The organism is Microbulbifer agarilyticus S89, assembly GCF_000220505.1.
In the GTDB taxonomy this organism is placed as follows: domain Bacteria; phylum Pseudomonadota; class Gammaproteobacteria; order Pseudomonadales; family Cellvibrionaceae; genus Microbulbifer; species Microbulbifer agarilyticus_B.
The window spans coordinates 1-15,837 of sequence record NZ_AFPJ01000016.1; the positions used below are offsets into that span (position 1 = coordinate 1).

Sequence of the window (15,837 nt, forward strand, 5' to 3'; positions counted from 1 at the left end):
CGCACAATATTGTTGTGCGGGATGGATTCCGGATCCGGATAATTTTTCAGTCCGCGCTCCATGCTTGCTTCCCGCAGGATATGCAGAATCGGGTAGGGAGAGCGGTTGGTGAGATTTTCTGGATCCTCGGGATCCGTGTCTGCAAACTGGTATTGGGGGTGGAAGCTGGCGATCTGGTAGGTGCCTTCATAGCCCTGACGTTTCAGTAGCCACTCGGCGTCATCCAGAAAAAAATTGTAGTCGTGGAAGTCGCGCAGCTGGGTGGGCAGTATCAGCAGTGTGGTTTCCACCTCCTGCTCATCACAGCGGTCCAGCACCTGAAATTCCTGCAATAGCTCTTCCAGCAATACTTCGTTGCACTTTTCACCGGCAGCCTCGCTCACCACAAAGCGAATCTGCCCGGCCCGCAGTGGCTTGCGGGCGAAAGGGCACAGGTTCAGGCCCACCACCACGTCCTGCAGCCAGCGTTCTACCTGGGCGACAATTGGGTCACTGTCGGTCATATTGACTCCGGGAAGCGGTTCAGGGCCCGCGTTACCACATCAGGTCGTCTGGGATTTCGTAGCCTGCGTAGGGATCGTCCTCGTCCACTGCGGCAGATTGCTCGGGCGGCTGTACAACCATATTCGCATTGCGTTCGGCAATCTTGTCGGCGATGACGCGCGGTACCAGCTCAAAGTGCTCCCCTTCGCCGACGATCAGCAGGCGGCCGGCAGTCAGGTGTTCCTGCACTGCGCTGGAGACGTAAATTTTCTTCACCTTTTTCTCAAAGGTAAAGTGGTATGCGACGTCGTTGTTCCCGTTGGCACCTTTGGGCTGCTTGTTGTGCTCGATCAGCTGTTTAATCTGGGCGGCAATTGCTTTCTGCTGCGCCGCCGCTTCGCGCTGGGCGTTCAGCTCCCGGTCCCTGGCGGCTTTTTCGGCGCGGGCTTGCTCCGCGGCGAGCTTGGCCTCATCCACCTGCGCTTGGCCGGAGCTCTTCGCAACCTTGTTCTGCTTGCGCTTCTCTTTGCTGATTTTCTTGGCTTTTTTGCTATCTACCAGACCTGCCTTCAGCAGTTGGTCCTGGAGTGATGCCATGTTGATCTACCTGATTGATCCAACGGATGGGAGTGATGGCGCGAATTCTAGCGGATTTGTGAAAGGTATCGCAGGGGGCTGGGGAAATCTGTGGCGGTATCCTTGCGAATACCGCCACGCCAATGCGTCGATCGAAAAAATCACTTCTCCATGAATACCAGTTTGGCGGTCACCGGCACAATTGGGCTGATGCTGTCGAGACCCGCGACTTCACGCAATTTCTCGATGCCTTCCAATAGCTTGTAGTTGCCGGCATTCACAATAATCGGGGTGCTGGTAGTGACCAGTAACTTGCCATCCGCCAGCCCGGTGACTTGCAGCATGGCCTTTTCGGTTTTGGTTTCTCCGTGCACTTCGACCGTGACATTGGCATCCACCGCCATGCTCTCGCCGGCCTTGAGACCCTTCAGTTTTTCCGCATCCACATCGGTGCTGATGGTGGCCTTGGCAAATTTCGCGGTATTGAACAGCATTTTCTGCATGCGCTCGTTACGGATCGGGATGTTGGTTTCAACACTGGCCAGGTCAATGGTCAGTTGTGCCTTGCCTTCATCGGAGATGCTGCCACTCATGCTTTTGAAGTGGTGCATTTCCGGAATATTGGTCTTCTTCACTGAAACAAAATTCACACTGGAGTCGTCCCCGGCAAGCTGCCAGTCGGCAAGGGCAGAGAGTGGCAGGGCCAGCAGGGATGCGAGCGCGATGGACTTGAAAGACATGGTGATTCTCCTGTTTCAACCGGTAATAACCTGCAAGCACACGCCCAGGCATTTGGACATGTGTGCTTGACTGACTTCGACCAGTCAGTTCTAGCTGAGAAACGTTATCATCCGTTGTGGCAGCTGGCCAGAGGAAGTTGCTGAATGGTAGTGAAAAAGAAAGGTAGTAAAAAAGCCGGCATGTGCCGGCGAAGGGGTGGGGTCCCCCCGGTGGCCGCTGACCCTTGAAGGCCGGCTGCGGCGCACCGGAAAGTCGGTCATCAGGGGTCGGCGGCCCCTGCAGTTGCGTGTACCGTTGAGCGTCAGCTCGCCATGGACAGTGCCTCTTCCTCTTGGCTGTTTGTGTCGGTGACCGATGCGCGGATCAGGTGATCAAACGCGCCCAGTGCAGCGGTTGCGCCGGCGCCCATGGAGATAACAATCTGCTTATAGGGCACGGTTGTGGCGTCTCCCGCCGCAAACACCCCCGGCATTGACGTCGCGCCGCGGCTGTCGATTTCGATCTCGCCCATGCGATTCATTTCCAGCCCGCTGTCGCGCAGGAACTCGGTGTTGGGCACCAGGCCAATTTGTACAAACACTCCGGCCAGTTCGAGCTTGTTGCTCTCGCCGCTCACGCGGTCGGTGTATTGCAGGCCATTGACCTTGTCGCCATCGCCGAGCACCTCGGTGGTCTGGGCATTGGTGATAATGTCGATGTTCGCCATGGAACGCGCCTTGCGCACCAGCACTTCGTCGGCGCGCAGGGTGTCGGCGAACTCCAGCACAGTGACGTGTTTGACGATACCGGCCAGGTCGATCGCCGCTTCAATGCCCGAGTTGCCGCCGCCAATCACCGCCACATGCTTGCCCTTGAAGAAAGGGCCATCGCAGTGGGGGCAGTAGGCCACACCCTTGGTGCGATATTCCGCTTCGCCGGGCACACCCAGTTCGCGCCAGCGCGCCCCGGTCGCGAGCACCACCGATTTACCGGCCAGGGTGGCGCCACTTTCCAATTGCAGCTCGATCATCTTGTCGCACGTCAGCGCCGCGGCGCGCTGGCCGGTGATGATATCGACCCCATATTCTTTGACGTGCTGTTCAAGGCTCGCGGTCAGTTTGGGGCCTTCGGTATAGGGCACCGAGATAAAGTTTTCGATACCCACCGTGTCCATCACCTGTCCGCCGAATCGCTCGGCCACAAGGCCGGTGCGAATACCTTTGCGCGCTGCGTAAATTGCCGCGGCCGCACCCGCCGGGCCACCGCCCAGTACCAGTACATCGTAGGGCGCGCGCTCACTCAGTTCTTCCGCATTACGCGCGGCGGCGCCGGTGTCGACCTTGCCGACGATCTCTTCGAGGCTCATGCGGCCCTGCGCAAAATGCTCACCATTCAGGTAAACCGCGGGCACCGCCATAATTTGTCGCTCATCGACTTCCTCCTGGAACAGGGCACCATCGATCATCTCGTGGGTAATGTTCGGGTTCAGGTTCGCCATCAGGTTCAACGCCTGCACCACGTCCGGGCAGTTCTGGCAGGACAGCGAAATATAGGTTTCAAAATGGAATTCACCCGGGATATTGCGGATCTGCTCCTGCAGCGTGGGATCTACCTTGGAGGGGTGCCCGCCGGCTTGTAGCAGGGCGAGTACCAGGGAGGTGAATTCGTGCCCCATGGGGATGCCAGCAAAGCTGACGCGCGGGCGTTCGCCAGCCGGGGCGATCGCCATGCTCGGGGTGCGCGAGCGACTTTCTTGCTTCAGCGTAATCTTGTCGGAGAGGTTGCTAATGTCGCTGGCGAGGTTATTCAGTTCAACAGCCTTGGGGCTGCTGTCGGCGGACACACTGATCTCGATCGGAGTGACGATATTCTGCAGATAGGTGTCCAATTGTTTCTTTACGTTTGCGTCCAACATCGGTGTGTCCTGAAATTCGGGTGTTTATCAGAAGTTGCTGTGAAGGTGCCGATGCCGGGTGCTCTCTTGTGAGACCTTCTAAAACAGGGATGTTTTAGAAGAGCCCCCAGGGATGGGTTCACGGCGTGTCTCACAAGAGAGCACCCGGTAGCGGCGGCGCCACTGAGCACTATTCAGAGCTCAGATTTTTTGCGGGCCGGAGCCCGCAACTACTCGTTAGATCTTGCCTACAAGGTCCAGGGAGGGTGCGAGGGTCTCTTCGCCTTCCTTCCACTTGGCCGGGCAAACTTCACCTGGGTGGGCAGCGACGTACTGGGCAGCCTTGATCTTGCGCAGCAGGTCCTGAGCGTCGCGGCCGATACCACCCGCGTTGATCTCAACGATCTGGATCTTGCCTTCCGGGTCGATCACGAAGGTGCCGCGGTCCGCGATGCCTTCTTCCTCGATCATCACGCCAAAGTTGCGGGTGATGGCACCGGTGGGGTCACCGATCATCGGGAATTGGATCTTGCCGATGGTGTCGGAAGTGTCGTGCCACGCCTTGTGGGTGAAGTGGGTGTCGGTGGATATGGAGTAGACCTCAACGCCCAGCTTCTGGAACTCGGCATAGTTGTCCGCCAGGTCACCCAGCTCGGTCGGGCATACGAAGGTGAAGTCCGCCGGGTAGAAGAAGACCACAGACCACTTGCCTTTCAGGTCCGCGTCCGTCACATCGAAAAAGTCACCAGACTGATAGGCCTTCGCTTTGAACGGTTTGATTTCGCTGTTGATGTAGTTAGCCATGGTATTTCCTTATCTCGTGAGAGAGTTTTGCCCCGTTGCTGGGGGCCGTTTTTGAAAACTGGTTATCGGGTACGGGTGAAATACTATTAGCTTGGTGTATCTAATAAAAATAATTGATTTAAATGTCGCTGATTGCTTATTTCTATCAGTGGCTATTTTTGAATAGTTTTGGTGCGGTGCTGGTTTGTGCATGGCTGGGTTGATACAAGCGCACCCTCACCATGTTTAAATACCCCGATTCAGCCGATGTAGCGGGCATATGTGCACTGGAGAGGTGCACTTAGAGAGTTGTGCAGGTTGTTGCAAGGGTAACTGCCCGCGTAACCGGCTTGCTGCTGACGCTCACCGACATAACGATATCTGGACCTGGCAATGGACACTGAGTTTCAACTATTCAATCAATGGGAGGATTGGCAGGCCTCCCTTTTTTCTGCTGATGCATTGAGCCAGGCCGCTATCGTGCTCCTCGTGTACGGGGTGGCATGGGTGGCTTCGCGGCGTGTTGTAACGTTTCTTCCGGTTTTATCCGCTCCGCCCGCAAGTCCCGAAAGCCAGCCACTGCGTCTGCTTCTGTATCGCTGCGGAAAACTGCTGTTTCCTCTACTGGCGATTGTGTTGTTAAGAGTGTCCGCGGCCTTCCTTCCACTGGTAAACGCCAGTAGCTGGCTGCTTCAGTTTGCCCTGGCGATTGCGCTTGTCCTGCTGTTCTATTCGTTCGTGCGCACGGTGATTGGCACTTCGCCGGTCGCGAAGATTTTCTTGTGGGTGGGCATGCCGATATTGTTTCTGTACGTGCTCGGCGTGCTCGACGACGTGGTGCAGGTGCTGGATTCGATGGCGGTTCAGATCGGCAATATTCGCCTGACGGCATACGGCATCGTGCGCACCGCAATTTTCGGCTCCCTGTTATTCTGGCTCGGACGCATCTCCAACCTGACCGGCCAGACCATTATCCGCAAGCAGGAAACGCTGGATGTGCGCACGCGAGAGGTCGCGGCCAAGCTGTTTGAAATCGGCCTGTTTGTGATTATCGCGCTGTTGCTGTTGCAGCTGATGGGGATCAACTTGACGGCGCTGGCGGTATTCGGCGGTGCGGTTGGTGTCGGTATCGGTTTTGGACTGCAGACGATTGCCTCGAACTTCATCTCCGGCATCATCATTATTCTCGATCGATCGGTAACCGTCGGCGATTACATCGAGATGGAAGATGGGCGCAAAGGCCAGGTGACGGAGCTCAACATGCGCTCGACCACGTTGGAAACCTTTGATGGAAAAGATGTTGTGGTGCCGAATGAAAAGTTTGTATCCAACGCATTTATCAACTGGACCCACAAAAATAAAAAGCAACGCTACCGGGTAGATTTCGGGGTTGGCTATGGCACCAACGTCCGTGCGCTGGTTGAGATTATCAAGGAGACGGTGGCGCAACACCCGCAGGTACTCAGTGGGCCAGATTTGCCGGTTGAAGAGCGTCCCGATTGCGAAATTGACAGTTTTGGTGACAACGGCGTGAACATGTTTGTCGAATTCTGGATGGAGGGCATCGATGATGGTCGCAACCGGGTTGGTGGTGACCTGCTGTTGACCATTCTGGAGACACTGCAAGAGCACAATATCGAGATTCCGTTCCCGCAGCGCGATGTGCGGCTGATCAGTGTCCCGGAAAAGGGCGCCTCCTTACATCCACAACCATAAAGCCAGCGCTGCGATCAGCCCGGTAACGCTCAGCGCTATGAGTGCGGTCAGGCCATCCTGCGCAATCAGTGCCAGCCCGAAAAGGGTGAGGGCAAGCCCGGCAATGGTGGCGGAGAAGGGCAGTATTTCCATTGCAGGCAGCGCGATGCCGATGGCGGTGCTGACCAGTGCGATCAGGTAGCTACCACCGCGGTGCACCAGGACGGACAGGCGCGGCTGCAGCCAGTGGTCAATGGTGGTCGCCGGTCGTTGCAGCCAACGCACCACGCGCAGGAATCGGCTCGCGGAGATCGACTTCCGCAACAACCACTGAGGCAGCCACAGGTAGCGCCTAAGCAACAGCATTTGCACCGATGTGAGCAAGATCGTAAGCCCCATTAGCGTCGGCACACCGGGGATTCCCGAAAGTGGTGAAAAGAGTATCAATCCCGCTACCAGAAGTAGCGGGGCAAACGAGCGCTCCCCCAATGCCTCAAGTACCTGGCCCAGAGTTACCGGATCGTGCTCGCTCCCCAGTCGCTCGAGTTGAACGAGCAGTTGTCCCAGGTTTCTGATGTCCTCTTGCATCACGTCTCACCAGGCTTGTGAGCACGCTTGCGCGGGTGCGAGGTTTGCGCAAGCCGCGCATGCCAGTTGAGCACGATGACCGTGAGAGCTGGTAAAGCGGTGAGAGTCACGGCCATAGAGCCAATAATGCCCGCCATGACAATGACCCCGACTCCGCGGTAGAGCTCGGTGCCCGCACCGGGCAGGAATACCAGTGGCGCCAGACCAAAAATCGTCGTCAGAGTGGAAATGGCAATGGGGCGCAGGCGGGAGTCCACGGCCTCCTGTACTGCTTCGACGGGGTTCAGTTTTTCTTCTTTCACATTGGTGATGGCCCGGTGCACGATCAGGATAGGGTTGTTGACGACAGTACCCATCAGGATCAGGAAGCCGAGCATGGAAATCATGTCGAAGGGTTGATGCACCCCCTCAAACCCCATGCTGCGCAGGGTGGCACCCACCAGGTTCAGTAGCGCCAGCCCCACGATGCCGCCGGCAATCCCCAGCGGAATGGTGGTCATGATAAGCAATGGGTAACCCCAGTGACTGAAGATGGCCACCATCAACAGGTAGATGATGGCGAGTGCCACCAGGTAGTTGCTGCCAAGGGAAGCGCGGGTAGCCTCCAGCTGGTCTGCGGCGCCGGAGATGTCCATGGAAACCCCGAGGGGTACCTGACCGTTTTCGCGCATGTACTGGACCAGCTCCGTGCGCACGGCTTCTACACCGGTCTCCAGAGCAACCGAGCGCGGTGGAATGATATTCAGGGTCACGGTACGGCGGCCGTCTATGCGGCGCACGGTAGCCGTGTCGACGATTTCCTCTATGTGTGCCAGTTCTGACAGTGGCAGCACCGCCCCGGTGGGGGTGTAGATGAAGATTTGCTGCAGGGTCTCGACGGTGGCCTCGGGCCCTTGCTGGTTGTAGAGGTAGATATCGATCTTGTCATCATTGAGAAAGAATTCATTGACGAAAGCGCCGTCCGTTAGCGCGGCGACTGCGAAACCGATATCCTCCGCGCTCATGCCCACCTCTTCGGCGCGCTCCCACCGAGGTTTTACTTCCAGCAGTGGTTGCGCCAGCGACAGGCTGGCCGGTTGGGTCTGGATATTGGGGTCGTTGAAAATTGCCTTGGCGCGACTGTAGGCTGTGCGGGCGACCTGATACAGGTCGGCGAGGTTGGCTCCGGAAATATTCAGGTTCACGCTGCGGGTTCCGCCATCGTTACTGCTGATAATCGAGCCGCGGGTGGCAAAGGCACGCATGCCGGGATATTGCTCGTACTTGCGCACGATGGCAGTCATCAGCTCGTCGATATCACGCGGGTCTTTTGTTTCCGCGATGATGCGCAGGTTTTGCGGGGATACGCTGAGAATGAAGTACTTCATTAACGGCACTTTCGGTGCGCCAGTCACCTCTTCAGTACTCCCGTTTATTGCACTAGTATTTTTGCTGCTGGCTGCGGCCGGGTCTTCGCGGGTTGCTTCCGGCTGCACATAGGGAAGGAAGTAATCCTGTATCTCCAGCCCGATTTCCTTCATGGTGGCGAGATTGTAGCCGGGGGGCGCATTCATGTAGGCGAAGGTTTTCGCTTCTTCCCCCTCTGGCAGGTACTCCGCCGGAGGGGTCAGTAACAGGACGATGGCGAGACTCGTGACCACGGTAATGGCAATACAGAAAATGCGCCTGGAGGAAGAGACCAGCAACCAGTGAATCCGGTCGACAACCCCGCGGCGCAGTTTGCTGTCTTGCCGGTTGTCTGCATCCGCTTGGCTGAGCTTGCCGTCGAATTTCAGTCGCGCGCTGGCGGTAGGAATCACCGTGATTGCCACCAGCATGGATACCAGAATCGAAGCGGAAATCGCGATGGCGATATCCGAATACAGCTGCCCGGCCTCTTCGGCGATAAACACTACCGGCAGAAAGACCATCACCGTAGTGAGGGTAGACGCAAGCACTGCGGGCCATACTTTTTGCACGCCGCTGATCGCCGCCTGCAGGCGATCCAGCCCGCGGCGGCGCTCCAGCTCGATGCTCTCCAGAACCACGATACTGTTATCCAGTGTCATGCCGATAGAGAAGGCAACGCCGGCGAGGGAGATGACATTGATGGTACGCCCGGCAACCAATAGCCCGATGAATGCGGCAATGGTACAGATGGGAATGCCCACCACACCGAGGGCGGTTGCGCGAAAAGAGCGTAGGAAAGCGTACATGATGGCCGTGGCGAGCAGGGCACCCAGCGCCAGATTCTTCCATACATTGAACACCGACGCTTCCACGTAACCCACATCGTCAGCGGTCAGGGCCATGTTCATGCCCTGGGGCTCCAGCAGCTCCTGATTGATGCGTGCAACTTCTTCCATCATTGCACGTTTGATATTGATGACGTTGGAACCGCTTTCACGGCGCACCGACAGGAAGATGGCGGGCTGGCCATTGACGAACGCGCTGCGGCGAATCTTGAAATGATCCAGCTGGATTTCCGCCACCTCACCCAGGCGGACCAGGCTGTCGCCATCACGGCGCAGGATCAGGGCGCGTAGTTCCTGCAGGTCTTTGAAGCGTCCCAAAGTGCGCAGCAAATAGCGGCGCTTGCCGCTCTCCACTTCGCCGCCAGAAATATCCCGGTTGCGGGCGCGAATCGCCTCGCGTACTTCGGTGAGTGTCAGGTTGCGCTCTGCCAGCCGCTCAGGTTGCAGGCGTATCTGAATCTGTCGCTCGGCGCCACCACCCACATCCACCTGAGCGACACCGGGGACACCGGACATGCGCGGCCGCACATTGTCCTCCACATAGTCTCGCAGCATGTCCATATACAGCCCGCGCGGATTGCCCGGCAGGGGGGAGACGCGAAAATACATAAACGCATTGGAAGAAAACGAGGTGGCGTAAACCCGGGGCTCGTCCACGTTCTCCGGGTAAGAGGGCACCTGGGTAAGGGCGTTGTTGACGCGGATCTGGGTTTCGAGGATGTCGACGCCAAATGGGAATTCCAGTTCGATATTCGCCGTGCCCAGATCGGCGGAAGACTCCAGCTCCTGTAAATAAGGAATATTGCGCAGGTACTCTTCCTGCTCGATCAGAATCTCTTTTTCGATATCCTGCGGGGTGGCGCCGGGCCAGCTGGTGCGGATGGAGATGGTGCGTACCTCCAGGTCCGGAATCATCTGCACGGGTATACGGAAGGCCGCGACCAGGCCGAGTATGGCGATGATCAGAACGGCGACGGTAACGAGAATACCGTTCTTGATGATCTGCGCGAACATCAGCGACCTTCTGCGCCGGGGCTGGCGGAGCGCGCGCGTTTCAGTACAATCTTTTGGTCGACCTGAAGACTCTCGTTGCCACGCACGATCACCTGCTGCCCAGCCTCGATGCCAGATTTGATTTCGATCATGCCATTAAAGCTAAGCCCGGTGGTTACGGGTTGCTCGTTGACCGCGGTCACTTTGTCCCACTGGCTGTCGGGTGCGGCTATCCATACGGTGATACGTCCATCCGGATAGCGCAGTATGGCATCCCGCGGTACGGCGATTCCCTGTCGTTTGCTTTTCAGCTGCAGTATCGCCGAGGCTGACATGCCGGGGATGAGCTGTGGGCGTTCGCTGCCGGATGGCGCGCCTGGGGCAAGTATTGTGCGCAGCAAAAAGGTGCGGCTGCCACTGCGGCTTACCGGAACCTTGTGTTCAACCCGGGTCGTGAATGATTCGCCGCTGTCCAGCGTTACGCGGATTTCAGTGCGTGGGCGAATACTGGAGAAATAGCGTTGTGGCACCTGAAAGTCTGCGCGCAGGGATTGGGTATCGACCAGTTCGAATAGCGCGGTACCGGGCTCCACCCATTCACCCAGGTCCACTGCCCGCATGCTGACGATACCGGGAAATGGCGCCGTGACCTGATGTCGGCGGAGGAGAGCGCTCAAGCGTTCTGTCTCCACTTGTGCCGCTTGCAGTTGCGCGCTGCGCTCACGCACTTCCGAGGCGAGGTTTTCCACTTCGGTCTCCGCCACATGATCGTCGCCCACCAGCCGCTGTAGCTCGGCAAGGCGCCGTCGGCTGTCCGCCAGGGTCTCCCGTACCCGCGCTACTTCCGCAAGCGCTGCATCGCGACGGATACTGCTGAGCTCCGGGTCCAGGTTAAGCAGTGGTGCGCCCCGCGCAACCTTGTCGCCAATATCCGCATGAATTGCCTCGATTAGCCCCGCAACTTCCGCAGACAGCAGGGCTTGCCGCAGTGGATTGATGGTGCCAGTGACGGGCACTTCCTCAACCAGCGGTTGCACGCGCGCCACGACCGCCTCTACGGCAAGTGGCGCCGCGGACTCATCCGCGGCGTGTGCCGAGGGAATCACGGTAAGTGCAATGACGACAAGCCTGGTAAACCACATAGACGAGAATCGGCAAAAGTATCTGGCTAGTGTAGTAACCGGGCGTCACAGGCTCAGTGGGATTCACCACGACTGCATAGGGAAAAACAATAAGGGTGATTTGACCGCTTTATCCATGCTGGGGTGAATCACTGTTTTTCCCCAGCCGCGTTCATGTTTTTGCGGTTGAAAGCATTCGTTGGCGCAGGAGTTTTCATCTTGCGTCAACAAGACTTGTGCCAGTGCCTATATTCAGAACCAAACGGTTCCCGATTGCCCTCAGTATCTTCATTATCCTCGCTGTCCCTCAGGAGGCACGCCAATGATTAGAAAAACGATTCCTTTGTGTACCGCTCTCGCCATTGCGGTAGCGACACTTTCCACCAGCGTGTCGATCCACGCCCAGGAAACCCCCATGCCGGGGCAGCCAAAGCCCAACACCTTCTGGTGGCCGGATCAGCTTGACCTGGCACCGTTACGCAATCATGGGCGCGCTTCAAATCCCATGGATGACGATTTCGATTATGCCAAAGCATTCAGCGCGCTCGACCTGAGCGCGGTGAAAAAGGACATCGCGAACGTACTCACGACTTCCCAGGACTGGTGGCCCGCGGATTACGGAAACTATGGGCCGTTTATGATCCGTATGGCGTGGCACTCCGCCGGTACCTATCGCGTCGGTGATGGTCGCGGTGGCGCCGGTGGTGGGCAGCAGCGCTTTGACCCGCTGAATAGTTGGCCAGATAACGCAAACCTCGACAAGGCGCGTCGCCTGCTGTGGCCGGTAAAACAGAAGTACGGCAATGCTCTATCCTGGGCCGACCTGATGATTCTCACCGGCAACGTGTCTCTTGAAATCATGGGCTTCAAAACCTTTGGTTTTGCGGGTGGCCGGGTAGATGACTGGGAACCCGAGATGGTGTACTGGGGCCCGGAGACCCAGATGCTCGACTACGAAAAACGCTTCAAGGGCAAAGAGCTGGTAAATCGCGAGTTGGCCGCCACGGTGATGGGGCTCATTTACGTCAACCCGGAAGGGCCGGGGGGTAACCTGGACCCGAAGTCTGCAGCCGAGAGGATTCGCCTTTCATTCGGTCGTATGGCCATGAATGATGAGGAGACGGTTGCGCTGATTGCCGGTGGCCACGCATTTGGCAAGAACCACGGTGCAGTGAAAGCGGACTGTGTTGGCAAGGAGCCTGCGGCGGCGCCGATTGAGGAGCAAGGGTTCGGCTGGAAAAACAAGTGCGGTAAGGGCAATGCGGAAGATACCTTCACCAGCGGCCTCGAAGGCGCCTGGACCGTTACTCCCGTGCAATGGAGTAACAATTACCTGGACAACCTGTACAAGTTCGAGTGGAAAAAAACCAAGTCACCGGGCGGCGGCACCGTCTGGATACCGACAGACCCGAATGCCGCCAACATGGTTCCTGACGCGCACCTGAAAGACAAACGCCATCCGCCGGTGATGCTGACAACAGATCTAAGCCTGAAGGAAGATCCCGCATACCGGAAAATATCCGAGCGTTTCCAGAAGAACCCGCAAGAATTGGAAGAAGCCTTCGCCAAGGCGTGGTTTAAACTGACCCATCGCGATCTGGGGCCGAAATCCCGCTATCTGGGCCCGGAGGTACCCAAGGAGGACCTCCTGTGGCAGGACCCGCTTCCAGCGGCGGATTACCAGCCCATTGGCGAACGGGATGTGTTGAAGTTAAAAGGCCAGATACTCGCCTCTGGGTTGACGGTTCCCGAACTGGTGCGAACTGCCTGGGCCTCGGCCTCTACATTCCGCGGTTCTGATATGCGCGGTGGCGCCAATGGTGCGCGGATACGGTTGGCACCACAAAAAGACTGGCCGGTAAATGATCCGCAGGAACTGGGTAAGGTCCTAAGCAAACTAGAGTCCATCCAGCAGGGGTTCAATGAATCACTGGGCGGCGGCAAGCGCGTGTCCCTGGCCGATACCATCGTGCTTGCCGGCAACGCTGCGGTAGAAGAGGCCGCCAAGCAGGCTGGGCACAACATTCACGTACCGTTCAAGCCTGGTCGTACCGATGCAACGGAAGAAATGACCGATGTCGAGTCATTTTCCTGGCTGGAGCCGATGGCGGATGGTTTCAGAAACTACTACGGCAAGGGGAATTCTGTGTCGCCGGCAGAAATGCTGGTTGATCGAGCGGATTTGCTGACCTTGACCGTACCCGAAATGACGGTGTTGCTGGGCGGAATGCGCGCCCTCGGTGCGAACAGCGGAAATTCCAAGCACGGTGTGCTGACGGATAAGCCGGGGACGCTGACAAATGACTTTTTTGTGAATCTCCTCAGTATGGATTCGGTTTGGTCCAAATCCTCTCAGGGGGAAGGCATTTACGAAGGGAAGGATCGCAAGACTGGCGAAGTGAAATGGACCGCGACCCCGGTTGACCTGATCTTTGGCTCAAACTCTGAATTGCGCGCTGTGGCAGAATATTATGCGACCGCAGGCTCGAATGAAGTGTTTGTTAATGACTTCGCCGAGGCCTGGGCCAAAGTGATGAACCTGGACCGCTTCGATTGAGTGTATGTACGTGAATTATGTTCCCCCATAATTCAACGGCTTGCATGAAAAACACAGGCGGCGCTAGGGCCGCCTGTTGTTGTGTTGGGGGTATGATCCGATCACTTTGCCGCTGCGTAGAAGCCAACTAAAACCCAGATAAGGCGTGTACTCTGAGATGAATAATCTTGCCGTTAGACTTTGCTCCATATTTATTCTGTTTTTTAGTGGTGTTGCTAGCGGGGCTGAATTGAATGTTCGCGTGCTAAATGCGCCATCAGAGGGCAATCTGGTGTTTCAGGTTTATGACAACCCGGACGCCTTCGGTGATTTTCGCAGCCCTCGCAGCGAGACAGTCTTGCCGGTAAACCAGGAAGGCGCCTACCGGCTATCCGGGGTGCCGAGCGGTACTATCGCGGTGCTGGTGTATGCAGACGAAAACAATAACCGCGCACTGGACAGAACCTTTATCGGGATCCCCAAGGAGCCGATCGGCCTGTCGAACAGTTATCGTCCCAAGGGGCCTCCCAGCTTTCAGCGCGCAAGTTTCTACCTGGCGGAAGGGCAAACCACCACCCTTGATCTCGAACTGTTCCAGGTACTGGGTGAAGCCGGGCAGTGGGGTGTCGGTATTGGCGTCATTGGGCGTAGCAGCCCTTATGTGGGTTCTGATTCCGCGGTCACCCAGGTTATCCCCGCCATTACCTATTTCGGTGAACGTTTACAGTGGGTAGGCCCGAGCCTGCGCTACGGGATCTGGGGAAGTGACAGCCTGCGTTTTGCCGTCAATGCGACCTATCGCGTCGGTGCTTATGAGGAGAGCGATAGCCCGATACTGGTCGGCCTGGGCGACCGCGACAGCACTCTGATGGCCGGCGTTGGCCTGGTGTACGACGGCCCCAACCGTATCGATGTCGATTTCCGCTATCAGCATGATGTGCTGGACCGCTTTGGGGGTGGTACCGCTGAGCTGCGGGTGTCCAAAGGGTTCCAGACGGGCAATGTCAGCTGGGGGCCATCCCTGGGGGTGAACTGGCTGAGCAGTGATCTGGCCAACTACGACTTCGGTGTGCCAATCTGGGCCGCCAACCCGCTCCGGCCTGCCTACGATGTGGGCAGTACGGTAACGGTCGAGGGTGGTGTCGGCGGCATCCTGGAAATCACCGAGCACTGGCGCCTGGTCATTGACCTGAACGTGGAATACCTGGGTGATGATATTTCGGACAGTCCCATCGTCGACGACAATCATGTCCTCAAGGGCTTTGCTGCGATCACCTATACCTTCTGAGCGGCGCTAGACCTCGATCAAGGGGCCCAAGGTTCAAAGGTCCATTAGCGGGCAATGTGGTAGGCCGAAATTATCGCAGCAGGGGCTATTCAGTGAGCCATTTTCCAATCAACCGACAGGGCGCCAGAGGTCAGGGCTGGCGCCGCAAGTCAAGTCTGCACATTTCATTTTAAATCATTAGAATGCGCGGCCTTTTGGCCCTGTTGATCCAGCCCGTTACTTGGCGGCGCTGGCCTCCGTGATGTTGACTGAGGAATTATGATCGTATTTACCCTGACCAATAGCGAGACCGATGAAGTATGGGTGGGCACTGCCCGCGATGGCGTGACTCCCGAGGCGCGCTTTCGACAGATTCAAGACGCTGTTGCCCTGGGTATTGACCACCCGTTTTTCCACGAGCTGAAGACCTTTGGCGCTCACGCGTTTGATGTGGAGCTGTTTGCGGTGGCGGAAGACCGCCTGGAGCAGCAGGAAATGGTTGAGGAGGCGCTGGATACCTATAACGCCAAGAGCCTGGTGGGGATAAAGACCGTGCGCTCTGGCACCACCAAAGCGGCGCTGGCCCCCAAGCCAAAAGCCAAACCCCGTAGCACGGCCGCCAAAGCGGTGACCAAGGTAACGGCCAAGCGCAAAGCGAAGCCGGTGAAAGAAAAGATTGCCACTGGTCGCACCGGCAGTGCGGCGCGTGAACGCGCCATCAAGGCCGGCATTGAGGCGGAGAAGGCCGCAATGGCCGCTGCTAAGGCGAAACGAGTGCAGGACGAAGCGGATGAAATGAAGAAGATTCTAGCGGCGCTGGATTCCCGCGGCTCGAACTTGGCGCGCCGCTAACGCCAGCGATAACACCTGACTGCATCGACGAGGCAAAGGCGCCATGGGCGCCTTTGCACTATCTGGCCGGTTACGCTTGGACCTGGCTGGGCGTA

At 57.5% G+C, this 15,837-nt stretch carries 12 protein-coding genes; 4 read left to right on the plus strand and 8 right to left on the minus strand.

The genetic code is table 11. The annotated features are described in order from the left end of the window. From AS89_RS0104980 to ahpC, 5 genes are all read right to left on the minus strand, one after another. Positions 1 to 503, minus strand: a 503-nt coding sequence (locus AS89_RS0104980; RefSeq protein WP_010131302.1) for a DUF1415 domain-containing protein, incomplete at its 3' end; no start/stop codon positions are given. A 31-nt stretch (positions 504 to 534) separates the two neighbouring features. Next, the gene (locus AS89_RS0104985) at positions 535 to 1,080 is read right to left on the minus strand and encodes a DUF2058 domain-containing protein (protein ID WP_010131303.1); all 546 of its coding nucleotides are present in this window, start codon (positions 1,078 to 1,080) and stop codon (positions 535 to 537) included. Between the two features lie 140 nt (positions 1,081 to 1,220). Beyond that, a complete protein-coding gene (locus tag AS89_RS0104990; protein WP_010131304.1) occupies positions 1,221 to 1,799 on the minus strand; it encodes a YceI family protein in 579 nt (192 codons plus the stop codon). Positions 1,800 to 2,101: 302 nt separating this feature from the next. Next, positions 2,102 to 3,694 (minus strand): alkyl hydroperoxide reductase subunit F, encoded by a 1,593-nt coding sequence (ahpF, locus tag AS89_RS0104995; protein ID WP_010131305.1) that lies wholly within the window; start codon positions 3,692 to 3,694, stop codon positions 2,102 to 2,104. A gap of 216 nt (positions 3,695 to 3,910) precedes the next feature. Beyond that, positions 3,911 to 4,477 carry an alkyl hydroperoxide reductase subunit C gene (gene ahpC / locus AS89_RS0105000; RefSeq protein ID WP_010131306.1) on the minus strand — a complete coding sequence of 189 codons (567 nt, stop codon included), beginning with the start codon at positions 4,475 to 4,477 and terminating at the stop codon, positions 3,911 to 3,913. Positions 4,478 to 5,089: 612 nt separating this feature from the next. On the opposite strand from ahpC, the gene AS89_RS0105005 reads away from it, so the two are divergent. Continuing rightward, positions 5,090 to 6,172, plus strand: a complete 1,083-nt coding sequence (locus tag AS89_RS0105005; RefSeq protein ID WP_373419103.1) for a mechanosensitive ion channel family protein — start codon at positions 5,090 to 5,092, stop codon at positions 6,170 to 6,172. On the opposite strand, the gene AS89_RS0105010 is transcribed toward AS89_RS0105005, so the two are convergent. From AS89_RS0105010 to AS89_RS16940, 3 genes are read right to left on the minus strand one after another with little or no spacing between them, the layout of a single operon-like run. After that, positions 6,155 to 6,739, minus strand: a complete 585-nt coding sequence (locus tag AS89_RS0105010) for an exopolysaccharide biosynthesis protein (protein ID WP_029249803.1) — start codon at positions 6,737 to 6,739, stop codon at positions 6,155 to 6,157. The genes AS89_RS0105005 and AS89_RS0105010 overlap by 18 nt on opposite strands. After that, the gene (locus tag AS89_RS0105015; protein ID WP_010131310.1) at positions 6,739 to 9,987 is read right to left on the minus strand and encodes an efflux RND transporter permease subunit; all 3,249 of its coding nucleotides are present in this window, start codon (positions 9,985 to 9,987) and stop codon (positions 6,739 to 6,741) included. The genes AS89_RS0105010 and AS89_RS0105015 overlap by 1 nt, the downstream gene beginning before the upstream one ends. Then, positions 9,987 to 11,108, minus strand: coding sequence for an efflux RND transporter periplasmic adaptor subunit (locus AS89_RS16940; protein WP_010131311.1), 1,122 nt, complete (start codon positions 11,106 to 11,108; stop codon positions 9,987 to 9,989). Before AS89_RS16940 ends, AS89_RS0105015 begins: the two co-directional genes overlap by 1 nt. Positions 11,109 to 11,409: 301 nt before the next feature. Here AS89_RS16940 and katG point away from each other — a divergent pair, with 301 nt between their 5' ends. The 3 genes from katG to AS89_RS0105035 all read left to right on the plus strand — a co-directional run bounded on the left by katG (position 11,410) and on the right by AS89_RS0105035 (position 15,742). Then, complete coding sequence (gene katG, locus AS89_RS0105025) at positions 11,410 to 13,644, plus strand: catalase/peroxidase HPI (protein WP_029249804.1); 2,235 nt, start codon at positions 11,410 to 11,412, stop codon at positions 13,642 to 13,644. A gap of 229 nt (positions 13,645 to 13,873) precedes the next feature. Then, the gene (locus AS89_RS0105030) at positions 13,874 to 14,911 is read left to right on the plus strand and encodes a MipA/OmpV family protein (RefSeq protein ID WP_158217339.1); all 1,038 of its coding nucleotides are present in this window, start codon (positions 13,874 to 13,876) and stop codon (positions 14,909 to 14,911) included. 258 nt (positions 14,912 to 15,169) lie between these two features. Further along, on the plus strand, positions 15,170 to 15,742 hold the full coding sequence (locus AS89_RS0105035; RefSeq protein WP_010131314.1) for a hypothetical protein: 573 nt from the start codon (positions 15,170 to 15,172) through the stop codon (positions 15,740 to 15,742). Positions 15,743 to 15,837: the final 95 nt, after the last annotated feature.